Annotated in this window: 19 protein-coding genes; 18 read left to right on the forward strand and 1 reads right to left on the reverse strand. The window is 50.9% G+C overall.

Annotation, left to right across the window (positions count from 1 at the left end; all coding sequences use genetic code 11):
* The first annotated feature begins 5 nt into the window (after positions 1 to 5).
* The 7 genes from AC0YNV_RS07250 to AC0YNV_RS07280 all read left to right on the forward strand — a co-directional run bounded on the left by AC0YNV_RS07250 (position 6) and on the right by AC0YNV_RS07280 (position 7,436).
* The gene (locus AC0YNV_RS07250; protein WP_475767034.1) at positions 6 to 2,186 is read left to right on the forward strand and encodes a DUF5696 domain-containing protein; all 2,181 of its coding nucleotides are present in this window, start codon (positions 6 to 8) and stop codon (positions 2,184 to 2,186) included.
* The gene (locus tag AC0YNV_RS07255; RefSeq protein ID WP_475767036.1) at positions 2,183 to 3,079 is read left to right on the forward strand and encodes a carbohydrate ABC transporter permease; all 897 of its coding nucleotides are present in this window, start codon (positions 2,183 to 2,185) and stop codon (positions 3,077 to 3,079) included. The genes AC0YNV_RS07250 and AC0YNV_RS07255 overlap by 4 nt, the downstream gene beginning before the upstream one ends.
* The gene (locus AC0YNV_RS07260) at positions 3,076 to 4,056 is read left to right on the forward strand and encodes a carbohydrate ABC transporter permease (protein WP_475767037.1); all 981 of its coding nucleotides are present in this window, start codon (positions 3,076 to 3,078) and stop codon (positions 4,054 to 4,056) included. Before AC0YNV_RS07255 ends, AC0YNV_RS07260 begins: the two co-directional genes overlap by 4 nt.
* Positions 4,057 to 4,188: 132 nt before the next feature.
* Positions 4,189 to 5,568 (forward strand): ABC transporter substrate-binding protein, encoded by a 1,380-nt coding sequence (locus AC0YNV_RS07265; RefSeq protein WP_475767039.1) that lies wholly within the window; start codon positions 4,189 to 4,191, stop codon positions 5,566 to 5,568.
* Between the two features lie 143 nt (positions 5,569 to 5,711).
* Positions 5,712 to 6,092 (forward strand): ACT domain-containing protein, encoded by a 381-nt coding sequence (locus AC0YNV_RS07270; protein WP_475767040.1) that lies wholly within the window; start codon positions 5,712 to 5,714, stop codon positions 6,090 to 6,092.
* Positions 6,093 to 6,286: 194 nt separating this feature from the next.
* Positions 6,287 to 6,940, forward strand: a complete 654-nt coding sequence (locus AC0YNV_RS07275; protein ID WP_475767042.1) for a TetR/AcrR family transcriptional regulator — start codon at positions 6,287 to 6,289, stop codon at positions 6,938 to 6,940.
* Positions 6,941 to 7,010: 70 nt separating this feature from the next.
* A complete protein-coding gene (locus tag AC0YNV_RS07280) occupies positions 7,011 to 7,436 on the forward strand; it encodes an SRPBCC family protein (RefSeq protein ID WP_475767044.1) in 426 nt (141 codons plus the stop codon).
* Between the two features lie 466 nt (positions 7,437 to 7,902).
* On the opposite strand, the gene AC0YNV_RS07285 is transcribed toward AC0YNV_RS07280, so the two are convergent.
* Positions 7,903 to 7,995, reverse strand: a complete 93-nt coding sequence (locus tag AC0YNV_RS07285) for a MerR family transcriptional regulator (RefSeq protein ID WP_475767329.1) — start codon at positions 7,993 to 7,995, stop codon at positions 7,903 to 7,905.
* Positions 7,996 to 8,191: 196 nt separating this feature from the next.
* Between AC0YNV_RS07285 and AC0YNV_RS07290 the strand changes: the two genes are divergently transcribed.
* From AC0YNV_RS07290 to AC0YNV_RS07340, 11 genes are all read left to right on the forward strand, one after another.
* On the forward strand, positions 8,192 to 9,583 hold the full coding sequence (locus AC0YNV_RS07290; protein WP_475767045.1) for a glycoside hydrolase family 32 protein: 1,392 nt from the start codon (positions 8,192 to 8,194) through the stop codon (positions 9,581 to 9,583).
* 126 nt (positions 9,584 to 9,709) lie between these two features.
* On the forward strand, positions 9,710 to 10,666 hold the full coding sequence (locus tag AC0YNV_RS07295; RefSeq protein WP_210040149.1) for an ABC transporter permease: 957 nt from the start codon (positions 9,710 to 9,712) through the stop codon (positions 10,664 to 10,666).
* Between the two features lie 12 nt (positions 10,667 to 10,678).
* A complete protein-coding gene (locus AC0YNV_RS07300) occupies positions 10,679 to 11,578 on the forward strand; it encodes a carbohydrate ABC transporter permease (protein ID WP_475767047.1) in 900 nt (299 codons plus the stop codon).
* A 57-nt stretch (positions 11,579 to 11,635) separates the two neighbouring features.
* Positions 11,636 to 13,363 (forward strand): extracellular solute-binding protein, encoded by a 1,728-nt coding sequence (locus tag AC0YNV_RS07305; protein WP_475767048.1) that lies wholly within the window; start codon positions 11,636 to 11,638, stop codon positions 13,361 to 13,363.
* 136 nt (positions 13,364 to 13,499) lie between these two features.
* Complete coding sequence (locus AC0YNV_RS07310) at positions 13,500 to 15,260, forward strand: sensor histidine kinase (RefSeq protein ID WP_475767050.1); 1,761 nt, start codon at positions 13,500 to 13,502, stop codon at positions 15,258 to 15,260.
* The gene (locus AC0YNV_RS07315) at positions 15,238 to 16,848 is read left to right on the forward strand and encodes a helix-turn-helix domain-containing protein (RefSeq protein WP_475767051.1); all 1,611 of its coding nucleotides are present in this window, start codon (positions 15,238 to 15,240) and stop codon (positions 16,846 to 16,848) included. The genes AC0YNV_RS07310 and AC0YNV_RS07315 overlap by 23 nt, the downstream gene beginning before the upstream one ends.
* A gap of 160 nt (positions 16,849 to 17,008) precedes the next feature.
* Positions 17,009 to 17,809 (forward strand): phytanoyl-CoA dioxygenase family protein, encoded by an 801-nt coding sequence (locus AC0YNV_RS07320; protein WP_475767053.1) that lies wholly within the window; start codon positions 17,009 to 17,011, stop codon positions 17,807 to 17,809.
* Positions 17,810 to 17,812: 3 nt separating this feature from the next.
* Positions 17,813 to 18,811, forward strand: coding sequence for a Gfo/Idh/MocA family protein (locus tag AC0YNV_RS07325; RefSeq protein WP_475767055.1), 999 nt, complete (start codon positions 17,813 to 17,815; stop codon positions 18,809 to 18,811).
* Between the two features lie 4 nt (positions 18,812 to 18,815).
* The gene (locus tag AC0YNV_RS07330; protein WP_475767057.1) at positions 18,816 to 19,889 is read left to right on the forward strand and encodes a Gfo/Idh/MocA family protein; all 1,074 of its coding nucleotides are present in this window, start codon (positions 18,816 to 18,818) and stop codon (positions 19,887 to 19,889) included.
* Between the two features lie 114 nt (positions 19,890 to 20,003).
* A complete protein-coding gene (locus AC0YNV_RS07335; protein WP_475767058.1) occupies positions 20,004 to 20,741 on the forward strand; it encodes a phytanoyl-CoA dioxygenase family protein in 738 nt (245 codons plus the stop codon).
* 329 nt (positions 20,742 to 21,070) lie between these two features.
* Positions 21,071 to 21,964, forward strand: coding sequence for an alpha/beta fold hydrolase (locus AC0YNV_RS07340; protein ID WP_475767060.1), 894 nt, complete (start codon positions 21,071 to 21,073; stop codon positions 21,962 to 21,964).
* The last annotated feature ends 35 nt before the right edge of the window (positions 21,965 to 21,999 follow it).

A 21,999-nucleotide genomic window follows, 5' to 3' on the forward strand; every position in this document is an offset into this window, starting at 1 on the left:
TATCCGTGATCGTGCTTGCTGCCGCTGTGCTGCTGCTGATCGTCATTCCGGCCCGCGGCGGAGGGCCGTCCCCGGAGGAGACATTTGCAGACGCGGGTATCGACGTGCCGGAGCCGGTTCATGCACCGCTGTACGACGGAGAAGCGTGGAAGCCGGCAGTCGGGGCAGACGGATTCGCACTGGCAATGGAGAATGACAAGTACGAGCTGTACGTCCGTCCGGACAATACGCAAATCGCCGTGGTCGACAACCGGACCGGCTATCGATGGACCAGCAATCCCACCGGACAGCAGTTGACCAAGGAAACCGTCAAGGGCCAGCTGCTCTCCAATCTCAAATCGACATTCATCCTGACCTATGTCAAGACAAGCGGGGTGGATCAGACGATCAGGGAAGTGCTCAATGGAGAAAGCCCCGGCAAGCAAGCCGTGATGACCAGAACCGGTGCCGGACTTCAAATCGCCTACTCATTTCCGGAGAAGCAGCTTGGATTCGCCATTCAATACGAATTGACGGACAAAGGGCTAAAAGTGCGCGTACCGGCGGACGGCATTCGGGAGGACGGGGAGTACGCCGTCTTCTCCCTCGACCTGCTCCCATATTTTGGCGCGGCGGAGGTGAATGAGGATGGCTATCTGTTCGTACCCGACGGCCCCGGAGGGCTCATCCGTTTCGATACCGACCATGCAGATATCTCCAGAGGCTATATTCATGAGGTTTACGGATCGGAAATTACGAATACGGCCAATTGGACCCGGGCCGGGGAACGGCGGGAAGATATTGCTTATCCGGTATTCGGTCTGAAAAAGGGCGATCACGCGTTCCTCGCCGTCCTGACCGAAGGAGACGATTCGGCCAATATAGCCGCCATGGCGCCCGGATTGAAATCGTCCTTCTTCAACATCTATTCCAGCCAGATCTACCGCGAGGAATATCTGTATCAGATGAGCCGGCTCGCCGCTCCCGCCAAAGCGGTCCAGAAGCAGCTGCTCAACCGGGACCGCGAATTGGAATACCGGTTTCTGGGCGGGGAAGACGCCGATTACACCGGCATGGCCAACGCATACCGCGACTATCTGACAGAAACCGGCCGATTGAAGGAAACGCTGAAGCCGGTCGATCACATTCCGCTGTATTTGAAGATCATGGGCGGCAATTATCAGATCGCCTTCAGCCAGGTGCAGTATGTGGCTGCGACTACTTTCCCCCAGGCGTCGGACATCGTCGACAGATTACGCAGCAAGGGAGTAGCGAATTCCAAAGTCATTTTCTACGGCTGGCAGAACCAGGGCGACTATAACATGGAGAAGCGCTTTCCGGTCGAACCGGCGCTTGGCGGAGAGTCCGCCGCTCAGGCATTCGTGTCGAAGATGAAGGGGGAGGGAACCGACGTCTTCTTCCAGGACGACTTCGTCTGGTACGATGAGCACTCATCGACATCTGGCAAGAACTACGCCGTTCGGGCCATCGACGGTACCGCATTCATCGATGAAGGCTGGTACTTGGGCAAGCCGGTTCTGACCGTCGCAAATGCCGTGAGCACGATCGACAAGCTGAAGAAAATCGGTGTATCCGGCATTCATTACAACGGGCTTGGCGAGATCGTGTTCAACGATTATGAGCCTTCGGGGATCTTGACGCGAGAGTTCACGAAGAACGTATACGACGGTCTTCTGGCTTATACCAGGAAGACGCTCGGCTCGGCCGGCGTCACACGGGGCAATGCGTATACGATCGGACAAACGGATTACATCGATTATTTTCCCTACGATTCCAGCTATGATTTCATGATCGACGAAACCGTCCCGTTCTACCCGATCGTGCTGCACGGCTATGTGCCGTACTCGTTCGAGGAGGGCAATCTGCGGGACGATGCGGAGACGGAGTTTCTGAAGGCGATCGAATACGGGGCCGTTCCCTCGTTCTTCATCACGCATGACGATTCCCGCAAGCTGAAGAACACGGATGCGGATTTTCTCTACAGCAGCAGCTTCGCCAAATGGGAGAGCCGGATCGTCGAAGAGTACGTCAAATTCGATTCGCTCGCCAGCGTGTTCGCGCAGAAGATCGTCCGTCATGAGAAGCTGTCCGCGAGCCGGTTCGCAACAACATACGAAGACGGAACCCAAGTAATCGTCGATTACGGAACCAAAACGTTCGAGGTCGAGAAGGGAGGAGGCGCATGAGCGAGGTAAAAGCGAACAAGAGGGATGCGCGTCTCTATCACTTGAAGCTTTACGGTACGGGATTGCTGTTCATGCTTCCGTGGATCATCGGCTTCTGCCTGTTTGTCGCCATTCCGATCGGCTGGTCGCTGTTCATGTCTTTTCACAAAGTCGCCGTCGTTCCCGGCGGGTTCAAATATGACTGGCTTGGCATGCAAAATTACCGGGACGCCTTCCTGAAGGATAATGTCTTCCCGATTGAACTGATTACCTACTTCCAGCAGACGCTGCTGATGGTTCCGATCATCGTCATATTCGCGCTGCTGATCTCCGTGCTGCTGAACCAGAAATTTCCCGGGCGGTTCCTGTACCGCGCGCTGTTCTTCCTGCCCGTTATCTTCGCGACCGGCCAGGTGCTGTCCGAGCTGTTCGCGCAAGGGGCGGGAGAAATCCCGTTCCTCGACCAATACAACCTGGAGCCGCTCGTTCAGCAGTACATCGGCGCCGAGTTTGCCAAGACCGTCATGGACGTTCTGAGCCGGGTGTTTCTGATCCTCTGGTATTCAGGCGTGCAAATTCTTATCTTTATCGCAGGCTTTCAGACCATTTCGCCATCTATTTATGAGGCGGTCCGGATTGACGGAGCATCCCCCTGGGACAGCTTCTGGAAGATTACACTGCCGGCCTGCGTACCGTTCATCAGCCTGAACGTCCTGTACACGATCATCGACCTGTTCACATTTCCGCTGAATCCGGTCCTCAAGCATATCAAGGACAACATGTTCAAGATCGATACCGGCTACGGTTATGCCAGCGCGCTGGCCTGGATCTATTTCGGGTTCATCTTCGTCCTGATCGCGATCGTCCTGTGGCTGTTCGCCCGGAGCATGAAAACGAGGAGGGCTAACTTATGAATAATACCGGACTGTGGATCGAGAAAGCGAGAAAACAAACGCGCCTGCTGGTCTGGAACCGCAAAACCCAGAAGGTCAAAATGCTGGTCATGGGACGAAATCTGTCGGACGGCCTGCTTGCCAAGCTGATCATCTTCTTCCTGCTCTCCATCGTCGCTTATCTGTATCTGCAGCCGCTTCTCTATATGGTGAGCACCATGTTCAAAAACACCAGCGACTTGCTCGATCCAACCGTCAAATGGATTCCGCGCCAGGTGACCTGGGAGAATCTTACCAAGGCTCTGGAGGGCCTGCAGTATCCAGAAGCGCTGAGAAACACAGCCTTGATCGCTCTGTCCTGCTCGCTGGCGCAGGTATTGATCTGCGCTATGACCGGCTATGCACTCGCGCGGCTGGCTGTGCCGTTCAAGGGACTTTTTACGGCGCTCGTCATCCTGACCTTTCTTATTCCGCCGCAGGTTATCATCATTCCGCTGTACGTCATTTTCAGCAAGCTCGGTCTGCTCAACTCGATCTTCGTATTTCTTGTTCCGGCGATCTTCGGGCAGGGCCTCAAGGGTGCGCTATTCATCCTGATCTTCCGGCAGTTCTTCCGGGCACAGCCGCTGAGTCTTGAGGAAGCCGCGAAGCTGGACGGGGCGTCGACGTTCCGCCTGTTCTTCCGCATTATGCTGCCGCTGGCCGGGTCCGCTTGTCTCGTCGTGTTTCTGTTCTCATTCATCTGGTACTGGAACATGTACTACGAGCCGTCGATGTTTCTTGCGAAGGGATTCACGCCTTTGTCGATCCGCCTGGACAATCTGGAGGACGTACTGAATCCTTCGCTGCTGGGCAACACCAACGGCACCAATAATCCGGTCACGGAAGGAACCAAAATGGCCGCGGCGTTCCTGATCATTTTGCCGCCTATAATTATCTTCATGTTCCTGCAGCGCTGGTTCGTTACCGGTATTGAACGAACCGGGATCGTGGAATAGAAGGCATACAAGGAGAATCCAAACGAGGGGAGTGATGCCCGAACAACATGAAATGATGAGGGCCGTCAACCGGCTTGGGCTTTTCGTTTGAAGATGAATGCAAGCGAAACCATTTTGGGGAGGATGTAAGAAATGAAGAACAAACGCAAATCGGCAGGGATACTCAGTATCGTCCTGATATTATCCATCATTATAACGGCTTGCTCCGGGGGAAATAGCGGCGGGAACGGCAATGCTGCGGCTCCTGACAACGCAAGCGGCACAAACAGCGCAACCGGGGCGGATAACGAGCCGGCCGTGGCGGAGGAACATGATCCCGTCACCATTAAGTTCATTTCCTGGAAGGACGGCACTTACAATGAATTGTACGAGCTGTTCCATAAAAAATATCCGTGGATCACGATCGAGCAGGTTCCGGTCAACGGACAGTCGATTATGGAAATCATCGCTGCGCAAGAAGCTGCGGGCACGCCTGCGGACGTGACGGAGATCGATGCGGATTTGATTACATTCGAGCAGAATGGCCTGGTTGAGGATTTGACCCCGTATATTGACAGCAGTCCGATTTTCCAGGAAGCTTCGCTGCCCCAGGGCTTTTTCGATACCATGACGTTCAACAACAAGAAGCTGGCCGTGCCGATGGTCGATGTGCCGATGTGGGTTCTGGTAAATAAGGATCTGCTCGCCAAGCATGGGGTGGATATGCCGCCGAACGATTGGACGTATGACGACTTCCGCGAGATTGCCAAGAAGCTGACAGATCCCGACGCAGGCGAATACGGCGTCACGACGCAGCCCGAGATCCAGATGCGCCTGCTCAGCACGAAAGCGATCGCGGACGGCCACGCGGCCAATCTGCAATATATGAACGAGGATTTCACGCAAAGCGTGATGGCTACGCCTGACGTGATGAATGATGTGAAGTGGCTCCAGGAGTTCGTTACGAAGGATGGATCAATGCAAAGCGACGCGGCCGCAACCGCATCGGGCAACGTAACGAGGGAATTTATTAACGGCAAAACCGGCTTCGCGATCGGTGGAGACTGGGTGCTGCCGGATTTGAAAAAGAACGCCAAGTTCAACTGGGATGTACTGCCGTTCCCGCGCGGCGAAGTCAGTCAACCTGGTTATTCGATTTACGGGCCGCTCTCGCTGCTGGCCGGTTCGAAGCATAAGGAAGAAGCGTTCCTATGGCTGAGCTTTCAATTCACGATGGAAGCGCAGAAGTGGAAGATCGATCAGGGAGCAAACGCATCCGTGGCCGACCCCGAGCTGACCGCTTATTACGATCAAGCGCCTATCTGGCAGGATAAGAATATCGAAGCCGTGAAAATCGCCCAGAAAAACGCCGTCATCCAGCCAGGCGCTACCGTTCCGGGATGGAGCGAATACAACTGGAACAATATTTTGAACGAAATTATTTTTGGCGAACGCGACATCAACGATATTATTCCGGAAACGGAAGCATGGAACAAGAAGACGACGGAGCTTCGCGCCACCTTAACCCAATAAGACCAGTGTGACTGGAGACTGACCCGGGCCATGTACCGTAAGGTCAGTCTCTTTTTTAATTGTGAGTTGCGGACCGGGAGTCGGGCCTAGTATAATCCGAAATAGAATAAGCTTGAATTTACGCAAGGAGGAGGAGAAGGAATATGAATCTGACCATACTGGACACTCTTTTTTCTATTGTGAAACTGCCTCCGACAGAAGAGGTTCCGTCATGGGCAAGCAGCGGCGAACTGTTATCTATAACACGCACAAATGACGAGCTTTCTATTGTATGTCCTGCCTCCAATATCCCCCATGACGCTCCGACAGATATCGAGCATAATTGGAAATGCATCATGGTAGAAGGAGTGCTGGATTTCGGATTAACGGGTATCTTATCTTCGTTGGCCCGTCCCTTGGCGGAAAATGAGATAAGCATTTTTGCGATTTCAACCTATAACACGGATTACATATTGATCAAAGATCATTTCCTGGTAAAGGCGAAACTGGTGCTGCAGAATGCAGGGCATATATTCAACAGCTAGACATAATGATTAGTCACATATTATAGACTCGTTTAAAGTCGCGAAGAAGGGTGCCCCAAAAGTATTACGGTTGAGGGAAAGTCCCGATACGTTGTTGCAATATAGAGCAGTGTCCAGGTATCGGTTGACAATACAGATTCTGCTCTCTATAATTTTGACTACTATCAGAGTCAAAGAAAAAGGTGGATAATAACATGTCTCCACGTACCAGAGAGCAGAATGAAGCCATCCGCAAGCAGCGTAAACAAGAAATTTTGCAGGCGGCTATCCGCGTTTATGTCGATAAAGGCTACTTGGCGTCAGAGATGGGGGATATAGCGGATCAAGCAGGACTTGCGCATGGTCTGGTTTACTATTATTTCATGAATAAAAAGGCTTTGTTCCGCGAGCTGTATGAATACATGATGGAGGAGTCCAGGCAGTTTACGAAGACCTACTTTGAGCAAGAGGGCTCTACATTTGAGCTGTTCAGGAACTATGCGCAGATTGTTTGCGAACGGGTTTTGGAGAATCCAGTATCTCAACGGTTTTACATGCGTATCAGTCTGGATGTGCATCATTTGTACACGCCAGGAGAAGTTTCTCCATTCGAGTGGATAAAAAACTTCATGCATCCAATGACTCTTGCCATTGATAAGGGTATCGAGCAGGGCACGATTCAGCAGGGTGACGCCAGTCTGATGGCTGTGCAGTTTTGGGGGTCTGTATCTCAAGGGATGAGTTATTTGGATCAGGTGCAGCAGGAGCTTACCGCGCAAGGGACTGCGGCAGCGGCCCGGAGAGAGCAGTTAGAGAAGGTTTTGGATCAAGTGGTGGTTTCGGCCGTTTCGTTATTTAAGCCCCAATAATTTTTTTTTGGTTTTATATTGACTTGGATATCAATCAAAAAATAAGATGATTATAAGGAGAGTGAAGCAAATGGGGACAATTCGGAAGGATATCATGATTGAGGCCAAACTCGAGCAAGTGTGGGATGCGGTACGCGATGTCGGCGCGGTGCATCGGCGATTCGTGCCTGGCTACACCGTCGATACACAACTGGATGGCGATAACAGAATTCTTACTTTTGCGAATGGGGCTGTCGTGCGCGAGCTCATCGTTTCCGTGGATGATGAAGCATGTCGGCTGGCGTACGCAGTAATCGAGGGACCTATGCCGCTTAAGCATCATCACGCTTCGTTCCAGGCTTTTGCAGAAAGCAGCAGCCATACCCGGCTTGTCTGGATTACCGACTATTTGCCGGATGAGCGGGCTACAGAAGTCCGGGCGCGTATAGACCGCGGAGCTGAGGTAATGAAGCAGACCATAGAGGCTGAGATTAAGGATGGATCGCCGACCAGCTAAACTTATATGATTTCCGATCTTATACTGACTTGTCCTTGGGATAAGAGCAGTAAATGTTTGAAAACAATGGTTATTGTAGCACATCCGAATCTGCAGCAGTCACGCGTTAACAGACGTGGCGGAATTAGGTCAGAATCCCGATCAAATAACGTTGCATGAGTTGTACGAAACGTACTGCCTGATCCCTGAGCTCGATCCCCGAATTGCCCGGAAACGCATGCTGGAAGAAATGCAGCAACAATAATGGCGGCCCGGAAGTAACCCACACACCACGGACTCTTATGTTCGTGGTGTTTTTAATTCGTCATCTGTTCAAGTGTCACTGGATATTTATCACGTTGGACTACTGGATCTGATTATCAAAGCAGCCCGTTTTCCACCTGGATGCAGCTTTGATAAAGCGCAGAATACTGCTTATCTGGGCTCTAATGCAAAAATTCAATTGTTGTTTAATGCCATTAATTAATTATTTAATGCCCTTAATTAGTGTAGTAACCCAATACCGAATTGTTGTGGCTGGAACGCTTGTCTCCCGGCTTACATCTTTTATTGTCAGCAGTTTTTGATTTGTGCTTGTTTTTGTGGCTTGGTTTTTATGAAAGAGATTCTTTCAGCAACAGTTTTTTCTTGATGCAGACCTGCCTGGGAATTGATGCTGTGATTTTGCTCAGAAAATAGTCATAATGAAAAGGGATACTTGGCAAATGATACTATGATCATTTTATTGTTCCGCCACATTTAAAGGAGGCAATATCATGGATATTTATAGGCCGGTCTTTCATTTTACATCGAAATTGAACTGGATGAACGACCCTAACGGGCCTTTTCATCACAACGGGGAATACCATCTGTTCTACCAGCATAATCCGGATAAGCCCGAGTGGGGAAACATCCATTGGGGGCATGCCAAGAGCAGGGATCTGGTGAACTGGGAATACCTCCCCGTGGCGCTTTCCCCCTCCATAGATCGCGGCGAATATCATTGCTATTCGGGGTGCTCGGTTGTTGAAGAAGGGAAAGTCACGCTGTTCTACACCAGCATCGGCACCGGAGAGCGTAATGCCACAACCGGAGCCGAACAATGGACGGCACACGGCAGCGGCGATTTGATAACCTGGGAGAAATCCCGGAATAATCCCGTGCTCGCGGGAATAATTCATGGGGACGTAAAGATCGAAGAGTGGCGTGACCCCTATGTGTGGCGGGACTCAGACGGATGGCGGATGGTGCTTGGCGGTGTTCATGAAGGGAAGGGCTGTGCTGCCTTGTACCGCTCAAGCGACCTGCACGACTGGGAATTTACGGGTTTCTTTCATAGAGGGGACGAGTCCATTTGGGAATGCCCGCATGTATTCAAATTCGATAACCGGTATGTTCTTTTCTACTCCCCGTCCGGCGAAGTGCGCTATGTTACCGGCACGGTGAATGAGCAGCTGCAGCTGCAGCCAAATGCGACCGGTTACGCAGACCATGGCGGATGGGAAGGGTTCTATGCCTCAACCGGCTTCACCGATCTTGCCGGAAGAAGAATCCTGCTTGGGTGGATGCCCGAAGGCTCAAGAGGAGAAGACTTCCCCTTGCAGCTGGATTGGGCAGGAGCGCTTGCCTTGCCGCGGGTGGTACGTCTGAAGGACAATGGGAAAATTGCGATGTCCCCCGTTCCGGAGCTAAGCGCGCTGCGTGGAGATCATTCGGTCTTTCATGAGTTGGCTTTACATGCAGAGCCCTATGACACCGGGATTCGTTCCCGAGCCTATGAGGCATATGCCGAGCTTGATTTGGCGAATGTGACGGAGCCTGTCGTGATTTCAGTTTTGCGTTCAAGCGGCGGAGAAGAAGAGACCCGGATCGTGATTGATCCTTCGGCAATGTCTATCATGATCGACCGGACGCGATCAAGCCTGTTTCCCGGAACGCATAGATCCTGCATCACAGGCAAGCTTCCCGAGCTGGAAAACGGGCGCCTGGACGTGAGATTATTTGTCGACCATTCCGTCATTGAAGTATTTGCGGGGGATGAAGCTTGTCTTACCTCGCGCGTTTATCCGTCCTTGGCTGACAGCGACGGGTTGACGGTCTCTGCAAGCAGCGGACTAACGGTGCCCCGGTTCGAGGTTTGGCAAATGAAGCCAGCAATTATAATCTGATAAACGGAAAATAATGGTACCTGACTGAAAATAATTAGACTTCTCCTAAGGGTCTTAGGAGGCGTATCATCTTATGTAAGCCTTTACATTCTAAAATGAATACTCAAATGGAGGGGAGCCGATAAGATGAAGCCTGTCCCGGGAGAAGCTCAGCCGCACACGGCTAACTCGATAAACTGGCCCTATTTACGGAAGAGGATCTGGGAGCATCGCATATTTTACTTGTTTTTATTGCCCGTTTTGGTTTGGTTCATTATTTTTTCCTATACGCCGTTATTTGGACTGGTGCTTGCGTTCAAGGAGTTCAACTACGCGGACGGCATTCTTGGGAGCCCATGGGCCGGTTTGAAATACTTCGAACAGTTTTTCGATTATTACCAGGCAGCGGATATTATCCGCAACACGGTTGTGATCAGTTTATTGAAGGTGATCATCGGATTTCCGGCTCCCATTATTCTTGCGGTTCTGATCAATGAGGTCCGCAAGCAGTGGTTCAAGCGTTATGTGCAGACGATCTTCTATTTGCCTCATTTTATTTCATGGGTTGTTGTCGTTACGCTGATGCAGCGTCTGCTTACGCCAAGCGGTGGTCCTGTTAATGAATGGATCACTTCGATCGGGAGCCAGCCTGTCTTCTTTATGGGAAACGTGGATTGGTTCTACCCGCTGATCATTTCCTCTTATATCTGGAAATCGATCGGATGGAATTCGATTATTTATCTGGCGGCGATTGCGGGAATCGATCAGCAGCAGTATGAAGCAGCCAAAATTGACGGCGCAAGCCGGTTCAGGCAGATGTGGCATGTAACGCTGCCGGGGATTCGCAGCATTACGATTATTTTGTTTATCCTCGAATGCGGAACGCTCATGACGGCTGGCTACGAGCAGCTGCTTCTGATGAGCAATCCCGCGACTGCCGCGGTCGGCACCGTGCTCGATACGTATGTGATCCAGGCGGGGCTCCGCGAGGGACGGCTCAGCTATGCGACGGCAGTCGGGTTGTTCCAAAGCATCATCGCCTTCATTCTCATTCTGACGGTAAACCGGATCGGCAAAAAAGTAAGTGAAACATCGTTGTTCTAGAGGGGGCTGTTTATGGTTATCAGATGGTCATGGTTTACGCTGCTCAATTATTTCTTCCTTGGCTTGTTTGCTTTCTGTACGCTCTACCCGTTCATATATATAGCGGCCTATTCGCTGAATGAAGGGATTGACGCCATGCAGGGGGGCATTCATTTCTGGCCGAGGAAGTTCACCCTGGAGAACTACCGGGAAATTTTCAAGGATACGGCGCTTCTGAACGCCTATAAAATCACGCTGCTTCGAACAGTCATTGGCACCCTGCTGCATGTCAGCTTATGTATGCTGGCTGCATACGCCCTGTCCAGGGGGAAGCTCCCGGGAAGAAACTTTTTCACCTTTTTCATCTTTATTCCGACCATCTTCAACGCCGGTTTTATCCCATTGTTCATCGTTCTGCAGAAATTGGGGCTGTTCAATACATTCTGGGTGTACATCCTGCCTTTTCTGTTCAACTTTTTTCACATTATCATTATGCGGACTTTTCTGGAGCAGCTGCCCGAGGAAATGATAGAATCGGCCAAAATTGACGGCTATGGGGATTTGCGGATTTTTCTGCGCATTATCGTCCCCTTATCTGGACCGGTGCTTGCCGTCGTTTCGATATTTATCGGTGTTTTCCATTGGAATGACTGGTTCACCGGCTCCTATTTTGTCTCGAATAAAGACCTGATTCCCGTACAGACGCTGCTTCAGAATCTATTGACGCAATCGGAGGCGTTCCTCAATGCGACCCGCAATAATACCAACTCTGGCGGCGGTACGACAGAAATGAGCATGCAGCTGCTGAGAACGACTCCCGAATCGCTGCGGATGGCGATTCTCGTAACCGCAACGCTGCCGATCTTATGTATTTATCCCTTTTTCCAGAAGCATTTCGTCAAGGGAGCGATGCTCGGATCGATCAAGGGGTAACCGCTCCTAACCCGGGAGCTTTATCATAGATTTCCAGTTGATGAAGGAGGAAAGAAGATGAAGGGACAAAAGAAGCGCGGAAAAAGCTTCTCTCTGCTCGCGATTGCTCTGCTATTGGCTGCTTCGACGGCCTGTACAAACAATTCATCAACGAACAACACAACAAATTCACCGCCGAATTCTACCGCAAGCGAGAATCAAAACGCACCGGATGACGGAAATCAATTCGAAGATGTCACGCTGACGCTGCTGACCAATTGGAACGGCGGGAACACAGCCCCCGAGGATGAGGAGAACAATCCGGTTGCGAAGGTGATTAAAGAAAAGACCGGTGTAACGCTGAAAATCATCGAGGTCACGCAAAACGAAATAGAGAAGGTAAATACGATCTTCGCAACACAGGACTTGCCTGATATTTATACGGGACCTGCCTGGGCGGGCGGAGGGGAAATGGAAGCCATCCTCAAGGCTGCGAAGGAAAATCAACTGGTCGATCTGACGCCGTATCTGCAGAAGTACCCGAACCTGGCCGCGACAGTCGAAGAAAAGAATGTTCCTCCGCATATGTGGGCCCGATATTTCGATCCTGCTAATTTCGACGGAAAATCATATATGCTGTACTCCCAAATGGCTGCAAAGCCCGAGGACCTGAGAGACTGGCTGTATGGCCAATACGTCCGCAAGGATATTGCCGCTCAAATCGATATTGATCCCCAGTCTGTTCACACGCCTGACGACCTCTACAACTATCTTAAAGCGATCAAGGATGCCAACTTGACGTCGAACGGTCAATCTGTCATCCCGATGGGCGCATTTCACGGCGGATGGGCGCTTGATATCATTAATAAAATGTTCTACAGCAGCTCCGGCGGCTTCTCCTTCGACAGTGAGGGCAAAGCGCAGTACACCTTCATGACGCAGGGCCAAATGGATTATATTCTGTATATGCAGAAGCTGCTTCAAGACGGTCTGATCGATCCGGAAGCCTTCGTGCAGTCCGATGCGCTTGCCCAGGAGAAGGTGGCGCAGGGCCGCTATGGGGTGCTGTCCGCCCATTATTATGCCATTTACGATGCAACCCGCAGCTTTGTCAATGCACATCCGGAAGCGGAGCTGGAAACGCTTGGACCGTTGAATGATATTAACGGCGATCCGTATAAAGCTCAATTGATATCGCAGGGCTCGGATGTAGTGGCGATTACGAAGAAGTCGAAAAACCCCGATGCCGCTGCCCGGGTTCTCGATTTCCTGATGTCCGACGAAGGTTATCTGCTGACACACTACGGCGTTGAAGGCGTGCATTATGATTTGGTGGACGGCAAGCCTGTCGCGAAGCCGGAATGGGTCACGAAGATGCAGGAGGACCCGGTCAATGCCCTTGTCAATGAAGGGATCAATGCAGGGTATGCCAATGTCTCCGGAGCGAAAAGAATGTTTTCCCAGCTTGGCGGAGAGTTTGGCTATCAGGTGGATCCAAGAACGAAACTGGTGGAGGAAATCACCAAGACCTTGCGTCCCAACGGGGTTGAGCTGGCAGAAGGCTACGACCCGGGGGTATTTGCCCAATCGCAGCAGCAGTGGGAACAGATCAAGCCGATCGCCGATAAATTGGCGGACGTCAACAAGCAAGCCTTCTATGCGAAGACAGAAGAAGAAGCGCGCAGTATTGTCGACGCGGCTAGAAAACAATTGGAGGCAGCCGGCATTCATGAGATAGAGAAAGCGATGAATGATGCTGTGGCAGCAGGGACCATTAAATTCAGGGCCTATAACACAGCAGGCTGACAGTTGACGGAATGGCGGGGCGGGATGATCCGGCTCCCGCTGTTCCTTCTTTTTTATCCGTTATTGGAAGGGGAACCGGGCAGAGAATCGAATTGATAGGTTATGCTCCTACTAAGAATTGTGCAGGTGAATGTACATGAAATTTCATCATAAGCTGATGGTCGTTTGTCTGGTTACCATCGTGATCCCGATTACGGTAGTCAGCTATGTCTTCTTTAACCAGGCCAATCAGCTGGTGGACAAACAGGTGGGGGATTCCTACCGAAAGGTATTGGAGCAGCTGAATACGACCGTAAGCTTTAATCTGAAGTTTTATGAGAGCATTGCGGATCAATTAACCTTGTCCGAGGTCGTGCAGAATGCTTTCGAGGACCCAGATGCCTATGTCCAAAAGGGCATTTTTATGATGAACAAGGAAATCAAGACAACGATCCGATATATTTTCGCCTATCGCGCCTCCGACATTTCGTCGATCCAATTCTTCTCGCTTAAATCGGGAAAGCTCTCGGACGGCTTATACTGGCTGCCCATTCAATCCTTGTTCGACTCCGTCGATGCCGGCTATTTGCAGGATTCCGACGTGTGGATGCTGCAATACGACGAGAAGAACGGGAAATACAATTATGCTTTAATCAAGCCTATTTACTCATTGAAATCCTTTCAAAAGCTTGGTTATTTGCGGATGGTTATTGAATTATCCTCCATCATTCCCACACCTGCGGACGCAAGGTCGGGAAATGCGCCGGATCAGGTATTTATTCTAGGCAATCAAGGAACATATATGTACCATTCCTCGTCGGAGGCCTATATGGGCCAACCGGCTCCGCAGGAGATCGTCCGTCTGACCCGAAGCGGAGGGGACGCAGGGAATGAGCTGGCGGTGACGCTCGATAAGAAGAACTATTCCTTATGGTACAAGAGCGTCGGTGAGAACCAGCTGACCAGCTTTCTGCTCGTGCCGCAAAGCTCGCTGAACGGGAGTGCCATTCAGCTGCGGAATATACTGCTCATGGTTGGCGGGATAAGCATGGTTGTCTTCACTGTGCTATCTTTCCTCTTTACGCAAAGACTCACCCTGAGGCTGCGGCTGTTACATCAAAGGGTGCTGCTCGTAGGAAAAGGCGTGACCTACAGGCAAAGCGTGGAACGGCGCAATGATGAAATCGGGGTAATCAGTACAAGCTTTGACATGATGCTCAGCCAGCTGGACCAGCAAATCCAGGAAAACTTCGTGAAGAAGCTGAAAATTAAAGAACTGGAATTGAATTTTTTGCAAACGCAAATTAATCCCCACTTTCTGTATAACACTTTAGACTCCATTAAAAATGAGATTGAGCTGGATGAAGGCGATACTGCCGTGCGCATGGTCATCATTTTATCGGATTTATTTCGCATTTCGGTTTCCAAAGGAAACCGGGTGATCGCCTGGCGGGATGAAATCCATCATGCCGAATGTTATTTGGAAATTCATCGCATACGTTTTGGACAATGCTTCGAGGTTGTCTGGGAGATTGATCCCCGCCTGTATGGGATGTACACCTTGAAAATCATTTTGCAGCCGATTCTGGAAAACGCTATCCGGCATGGACTTGGCAGCAGAGGCAAAGGAGGTGTTATACGTGTAAAAGGGAACGTCATTGACAGGAATGTTGAAATTACCATAACGGATAATGGGTCGGGGATACCGGAGGCGCAATTATTGCGTATTCGCGCAGGGATTTCCTATCATGGTGCCGATTCGGGCATCGGCTTGAAAAATATCAACAATCGGATTCAAATGTATTTCGGTCAGGCCTATGGACTTAGCCTTACATCCACAGTGGGGAAAGGTACGGAAGTAAGGCTCTATCTTCCCTTGTTAAAGGAGGATTCAGATGTACAGGCTGCTTCTGGTTGAAGACGAATGGTCGACTCGTAAGTGGTTATCGAAAGTAGTGGATTGGGAAAGCTTCGGATTCCATTGTGTCGATGTTGTGGAGGACGGATTGGCTGCATGGGAAAAATTGCAGTCCGACGGCCGTATTGACGCCATCATGACAGATATTCGGATGCCGCGGATGGACGGCATGGAGCTTGTCAGCCGGATCCGCGACGCCGGATTCGATACCGAAGTAGTCATCTCAAGCGGGTATGGCGAATTCGAATACGCGCAGCAAGCCATCAAGCTGGGCGTTGCGGTCTATTTATTGAAACCGATTACCAAAGAGCAGCTATGCCTGGAATTTGAAAGCTTGAAGGTGAGTCTGGATGAAAAGCATATGCGACGCAGCCAGCTGATGCAGGCAGACAGCATGAAGAAAGAGAATGAACGCGCGGTCATTCAGCACTGCCTGCAGCAAACCTTGCTGCAATTTGATCCGGATTCGGACAGGGAATGCGTTCGTCTATTGGATCTCGCTTCTTCTTCCTTCCCATGTATTACGATCCTTGCCGAAATCGATGAATATGCCCGGTTTCTGCTAGACCACCCCGTACGGGACCAGAAGCTGTGCAAATTTATGGTGATGAACATTCTGAATGAGATTGCCCGGGAATATCACTGCCTGTTCTCATCTGCCTTGTTCGATAACCGATTTATCTTTATCATCCCGTTAAGCTCTATGGGCATAACCGCAGATGAATGGACTCTGCTTATCGGGCAGCGTTTCCAGGAGGCGCTGCGGCAGTACCTGAACGTATTCGAGCTGACGATTTCGGTAGGGGGCAGTGCGCAAGCGGATAATCCGGATGCGCTGCCCCGTTCTTTCCGCGAGGCGGAAAAAGCGCTGAATCATAAGTTTTTCAAAGGGAAATCATCGATTACCGGCTTAGGAGAACTAGCTGGTTGGAATGAAGAGTGCAATTATCCCTTCGAATACGAGAAGCGTCTTGCTCTTGCCTTGAAGCAGAATGAAATCGGAGTCGCTGCTGCGGTGCTTGAGGATTGGTTTGCTTTGCACAAGCAAAGAGGGGCGGCGGAAGGCGTTATATGGGCGACGGGCGAGCTGCTGGTGAATGTGACGAAGCAGCTGACGGAACTGAAATCCATGAATGCAAGCAGTGAATGGCTCAGCGGTCTGCCGCAGCAGTTCGAAGAAACGGAGACGCTGGAGGATTTGAAAACAAAGATGTCTGACATGATTCACTATGTAATGGACGAGATCCAGATGGACAAGACGGAGCGCGGTCCCGTTTTCAAAGGAATTGAATACATTCAAGTCAATATGAACCGGGATATATCCCTGCAGCAGGTAGCGAATTATGCCGGAATCAGCTCTTCCTATTTCAGTACGAGGTTCAAACAGGAAGTGGGGGAAAATTTTATCGACTACATGGTCCGCCTCCGTATGGAGAAAGCGCAGGGACTTCTCGAGCGGACCAAGCTTACGATTATCCAGATCGGGGAACAAATCGGATACAATAACTACCGTTATTTTACGAGAGTGTTCAAAGATCAATATGGGATGACGCCAAGCCAGTACCGCTCCAAGGTATGGAAGCTGTAATGACATTCCATTCAACGCATAGACTTAGCAAAAGAGTGGTACTCCGTTTAAAGGATTTACACTTTCCAGGATGCGGAGAAAGGAAGAAAATAAAGGTAGAACAACGGCTTGCTGCTTGAGAACTTACGCGTTTCGTCTAATGAGAAAAGGAGGCTGAGGTATGTTAAATCCGGTTGTGTCCGCAGGGGCTTATACGGATCATGACAAATTTATATTTGAATCATGGGGCTATTTTATTATTCCCGATGTGCTGTCAAGGGAGGAGGTCCGGCAATGCCTGGAGGCGTCGGAGAGAGTTCATAAAGCAGCCGGGACGCCTGCCTTCGGTCAGGTCGGCCGCGGGTATGAAACGGAACCGGCGCTCGAAGGACTGATGGATCATGCGGCGGTGCTGCCTAAGATCAGAGGCATATACGGCGACAAGTTTATCGTCCAATCCGGCTGGAACACGAGGCAGCCGGCGAGAGGCGTCATGGGCGGCTGGCATCAGGACGGATCGGGCGCCTACAACTTTAATCAGTTAAGCCATCCGATTCCGCTGCTGCAGCTGAGAGCCTCTTACCTGCTGACCGATCAGACCAAACCGGGAATGGGAAATATGGAGCTGGTTCCGGGCAGCCACCGGAGCGCCGTGCCGCTTCCCGCATCGATCCGCGAGCAGAAGGGGGATACGCCGATCGGCCATGTCATTTGTGCGACGGCCGGTTCCGTGCTTGTGTTTCATAACGCTGTCTGGCACCGGACCTACGAGCACAATGAGGACTATGACCGCTATACCATGCACTACATCTATTCGCCGCCATGGGTGAAGCCGTCCGACCGCATGGAGAACAACAGCGAATTCATGGCAAGAACAACGCCAATGCGCCGCGCCTTAATGGGGGATTACACAAGGCCTGACGCGCCATTCGGCGGAGGATACGCCGCACTGCCGTTTCATAGTCCGGATAAGGAGGGATGACAAATGCTTAATGTCGCAATGATTAGCAAGTGGCATGTTCATGCCGAAGGTTACGCCAAACATCTGCAGTCTCATGGAAGCGTCACCATTACGTCGGTATGGGATGAGAACAAGGACAGGGGACGTGCCTGGGCAGGGGAGCTGGGGGCTGATTTCGAGCCGGATCTGGATACGCTGCTGCGGAGGGATGATGTGGATGCCGTCGTCATCGATGCCCCTACCAGCATGCATGCCGAAGTGATGATTGCCGCCGCCCATGCGGGAAAGCATATCTTCACGGAGAAATCGATGGCATTGACCGTTGCGGAGTGCGATAAAATATCTGCCGCGGTACAGCGGGCGGGCGTCAAGTTCTGTATCTCGTTTCCCGCCCGTACAAGGCCGCATCATTTGTTCGCCAAGCAGCTCGTGGACGATGGCCTGCTTGGCGCTGTCACACTCCTGCGCATCCGCAACGGTCACGACGGCGCGTTAAATAATTGGCTGCCCGAGTACTGGTACGACGAGAAACAGGCGGGCGGGGGAGCGATGATGGATCTCGGCTGCCACCCGATGTATCTGGCAAGCTGGCTTCTGGGCAGACCGAAACGCATCACCTCCATGTTTAATTATTTCACAGGACGCGCCGTTGAAGATAATGCCCAATGCTCGGTTGAATTTATGAATAATGCGGTTGCGCTGCTGGAGACAAGTCTTGTCACCTACCTGACGCCGGCAGCATTCGAGCTGTACGGTACCGAAGGGACCTTGATCATCTCCGGTGATCATGTCAGATTTGCCTCCAAGCATACGGATTCTCCGCTGCAGGGGTGGGTTTCCCCCCGCAAGCTTCCAGCGGAGCAGCCGCTTCCGCTGATTCAGTGGGTGGACGGGATTCTCCACGATAAACCGATGCCGTTCGGGCTGGAGGATGGAACGAAGCTGACAGAACTGCTGGAAACGGCTTATATTGCGCACAGTGAGAAAAGAACGGTGGAATTCAAGCAGCCGGGAGGGATCTGATCGGATGCGGACTGTTAAAGTAGGAATAATAGGAGTCGGAATGATCGCTAATGGCAAGCATATGCCAAGCCTGGCCAAGGTAGACAATGTGGAGATGGTCGCGTTCTGCGATCTGATCGAGGAAAGAGCCCGCGCAGGCGCGGAGAAGTATGGCGTTCCAGGAGCGAAGGTGTTTACCGATTACAAAGAGCTGCTCGCGATGAAAGAGATTGAAGTGATCCATGTGCTGACGCCTAATATTTCGCATGCCGTCATTTCAATCGATGCGCTGGAGGCGGGGAAGCATGTCATGTGCGAGAAACCGATGGCGAAGACCGGCGCCGAAGCGAAAGCGATGTACGAGGCTCATTTGCGTACCGGGAAAAAGCTGACGGTCGGCTATCAGAACCGCAGCAAGGCGCGGTCTCAGCTGCTCAAGAAAATGATTGAAAACGATGAGCTGGGCGAAATCTATTACGCCAAAGCGGTTGCCACCAGACGCAGAGGCGTTCCCACCTGGGGTGTCTTTCTGGATAAGGAGAAACAGGGCGGGGGTCCAATGATCGACATCGGAACCCATTCGCTCGATCTTATCCTCTGGCTGATGAACAACTATGAACCGCAGAGCGTGGTCGGAAGCGTGTTCCATAAATTAAAGGATACAGAAAACGCAGCCAACGAATGGGGCTCCTGGGATCCGCAGCAGTTTGAAGTGGAGGATTCGGCCTTTGGTTATGTCAAATTCAAAAATGGCGCGGTGGTTGCGATTGAGACCAGCTGGGCACTGAACATTGCCAAGTCAGACGGCTCGTATTTATGCGGCACCAAGGGCGGCGCTGATTTTAATGACGGCCTGCGTATTAACGGCGAGAGGGACGGCAGCTTATATTTAAATGTCATAGACGTTGATCCGAACGTAAGGGAGCATTTCAGAGGAGAGAAACTGACTGATTTCGAGTATGAAGCCAGGCAGTGGATCAGCAGTATCGTAAATGATACGGAGCCTCTTGTTAAGCCGGAAGAGGCGATGGTGGTATCGGCCATCCTGGAAGCCGTATATATTTCCGCAGAAACCGGGAAGCCCGTCTATTTCGATTGAAAACGCATAAAATCTGGTATGGGTAAGACGCTGCTTGCGTCTGCTCATACCTTTCTTTGATTGGACGCAGCCAGGCGCATGTCCAAAAATCAGAAGAATTCGGAGGGAATCAGGATGAATGAAAAAGAAAAATATTTATTTGACGTACAGGGATACATCGTGGTCAAGAATGTTTTGACCAAGGAGCAGCTTGCTTCGTTAAACAGCGCCATCGATGCGAATATGGAACAGGGTAAGGAGCGGCTGAAAAACTTTATGCTCTGGGAAGAGAGCGATTTTCGCGATCTGATAGATGATCCCAAAATAATGCCATATCTAACGGAGCTGCTGAAGCAGGAATACCGGCTGGATCACGAATATACCCTTATCCAGCGGAAAGGCCATCCCCCTCTGGGACTTCACGGAGGAGGAGCCCCGTACGATCCGGGGCAGTTTTATGTTTTTAAAGACGGAGAAATGTTCAACGGCCTGACTGTAGTATCTTACGCCTTGACAGATATCGGACCGGATGACGGCGGATTCTGCTGTATCCCCGGAAGTCATAAAGCCAATTATCGCGTGCCAGACTCGTACAGGGACTATTCGGATATCGGAGCCACCGTACATATTGAGCAGAAAGCGGGGGATGTACTGATATTCACGGAGGCGCTGACTCATGGAACCTTCCCTTGGCAGGGCTCGCATGAACGCCGATCCGTATTATATAAATATGCCCCTGCCATGATTTCGTGGAGAGCTTTCGAAAGACCGCAGGAGCTGCTGGATTTGCTGACCGATGAGCAAAAAGTTATCGTTCAAACGCCTTCCAGCATTTTTTTCAGATACCATGGGGGAGAGAAAAGAAAGAAGTGAAAACATGAATGTCTGTGCAAGTCTTATTATAGTAAGACATAGAGGAACCGCCAATTCAATTTGGCGGTTTTTTTAACCTTATAGAATATATAAGTTTCACATTTATCCATTTCTATAAGGTCTGAGGGAAGAAACTTGCTGCACCGCCTAAGAACGGCGACAGCTGGTTCATCTTGGTCAATGTTTCTCTATCGTTCATTTTGTGAAACTATTGCACCTTAATGTAACTACTTTTCAAATGTTCCGTAATCCACTACTCTTGTTGCAGGGGGATACATTAAATTGAAGCCTCAATAAAATGAAGCAAGCAGGGATTGGAGGCGATACATATGAAAAGACCTTTTGAAGTGGATTCGTCGGAATACCCATTCAAGGACCATTGGCTGCCTTACCGTGACGGACACATTCATTATATTGACGAAGGACAAGGGCCGGTAGTTCTTCTCCTGCACGGAAATCCTACATGGTCTTATCTCTATCGCAATGTCATTAAGGAGCTCAGCAGAGAATGCCGCCTGATCGCTCCGGATTACCCCGGAATGGGTATGTCCAAAGCGCCTTCGCGGTACGGCTTCACGCCGCAGGAGCATTCCGATGCGGTCATGGAATTAATCCGGTTCTTGGATCTCAAAAATATGATTCTGGTGGTCCAGGACTGGGGAGGACCGATCGGATTGAATTATGCCGTTCGGAACCGGGACAATCTGCGGGGCATCGTTGTCATGAATACCTGGGCCTGGCCTGCGGCGCTGCCTGCGATGAAGATTTTCTCGTTGGCGATGGGAGGATGGCCCATTGGATACTGGCTGCAGACAAGGCGGAACTTCTTCGCCAAAAGGATTGTTCCGCACGGAATTTTCCATTCGGAAAAAATCACGGAAAGCTTGAGAAAGGCCTATACCGATCCGTTTCCGACTCCGGAATCAAGGAAGCCGACATGGGTTTTCCCAAGGCAGATACGAAAAGCGCGGTCGTGGCTTGCGGAAATCGAATCGGGACTGTCAATGCTGTCTGATTTACCGGCACAAATTCTCTGGGGTACGAAAGACAGCGCCGGCTTTCCGCTTGAAGAAATGGCAAAATGGCAAAAATTTCTTAAATTGAACATATCTGAATCCCTGACTGATGCCTCGCACTATGTGCAGGAGGACCGGCCGGATCGGGTTGCGGCTTCGATTCGAAGTGTCCTTGAGAGAACGTCCCCGGAATTGATAAATGTGTAATTTTGTAAACTATCAATGTTATGAATGAAAATGGG

Source organism: Paenibacillus sp. JT31N11 (genome assembly GCF_056269285.1).

Coding starts and splice junctions, on each gene's coding strand:
- AC0YNV_RS07295 (WP_210040149.1), top strand. CDS start 9,710: ATGAAGCCTGTCCCGGGAGAAGCTCAGCCGCACACGGCTAACTCGATA.
- AC0YNV_RS07340 (WP_475767060.1), top strand. CDS start 21,071: ATGAAAAGACCTTTTGAAGTGGATTCGTCGGAATACCCATTCAAGGAC.
- AC0YNV_RS07275 (WP_475767042.1), top strand. CDS start 6,287: ATGTCTCCACGTACCAGAGAGCAGAATGAAGCCATCCGCAAGCAGCGT.
- AC0YNV_RS07330 (WP_475767057.1), top strand. CDS start 18,816: ATGCGGACTGTTAAAGTAGGAATAATAGGAGTCGGAATGATCGCTAAT.
- AC0YNV_RS07315 (WP_475767051.1), top strand. CDS start 15,238: ATGTACAGGCTGCTTCTGGTTGAAGACGAATGGTCGACTCGTAAGTGG.
- AC0YNV_RS07280 (WP_475767044.1), top strand. CDS start 7,011: ATGGGGACAATTCGGAAGGATATCATGATTGAGGCCAAACTCGAGCAA.
- AC0YNV_RS07310 (WP_475767050.1), top strand. CDS start 13,500: ATGAAATTTCATCATAAGCTGATGGTCGTTTGTCTGGTTACCATCGTG.
- AC0YNV_RS07300 (WP_475767047.1), top strand. CDS start 10,679: ATGGTTATCAGATGGTCATGGTTTACGCTGCTCAATTATTTCTTCCTT.
- AC0YNV_RS07325 (WP_475767055.1), top strand. CDS start 17,813: ATGCTTAATGTCGCAATGATTAGCAAGTGGCATGTTCATGCCGAAGGT.
- AC0YNV_RS07335 (WP_475767058.1), top strand. CDS start 20,004: ATGAATGAAAAAGAAAAATATTTATTTGACGTACAGGGATACATCGTG.
- AC0YNV_RS07305 (WP_475767048.1), top strand. CDS start 11,636: ATGAAGGGACAAAAGAAGCGCGGAAAAAGCTTCTCTCTGCTCGCGATT.
- AC0YNV_RS07260 (WP_475767037.1), top strand. CDS start 3,076: ATGAATAATACCGGACTGTGGATCGAGAAAGCGAGAAAACAAACGCGC.
- AC0YNV_RS07265 (WP_475767039.1), top strand. CDS start 4,189: ATGAAGAACAAACGCAAATCGGCAGGGATACTCAGTATCGTCCTGATA.
- AC0YNV_RS07290 (WP_475767045.1), top strand. CDS start 8,192: ATGGATATTTATAGGCCGGTCTTTCATTTTACATCGAAATTGAACTGG.
- AC0YNV_RS07255 (WP_475767036.1), top strand. CDS start 2,183: ATGAGCGAGGTAAAAGCGAACAAGAGGGATGCGCGTCTCTATCACTTG.
- AC0YNV_RS07320 (WP_475767053.1), top strand. CDS start 17,009: ATGTTAAATCCGGTTGTGTCCGCAGGGGCTTATACGGATCATGACAAA.
- AC0YNV_RS07270 (WP_475767040.1), top strand. CDS start 5,712: ATGAATCTGACCATACTGGACACTCTTTTTTCTATTGTGAAACTGCCT.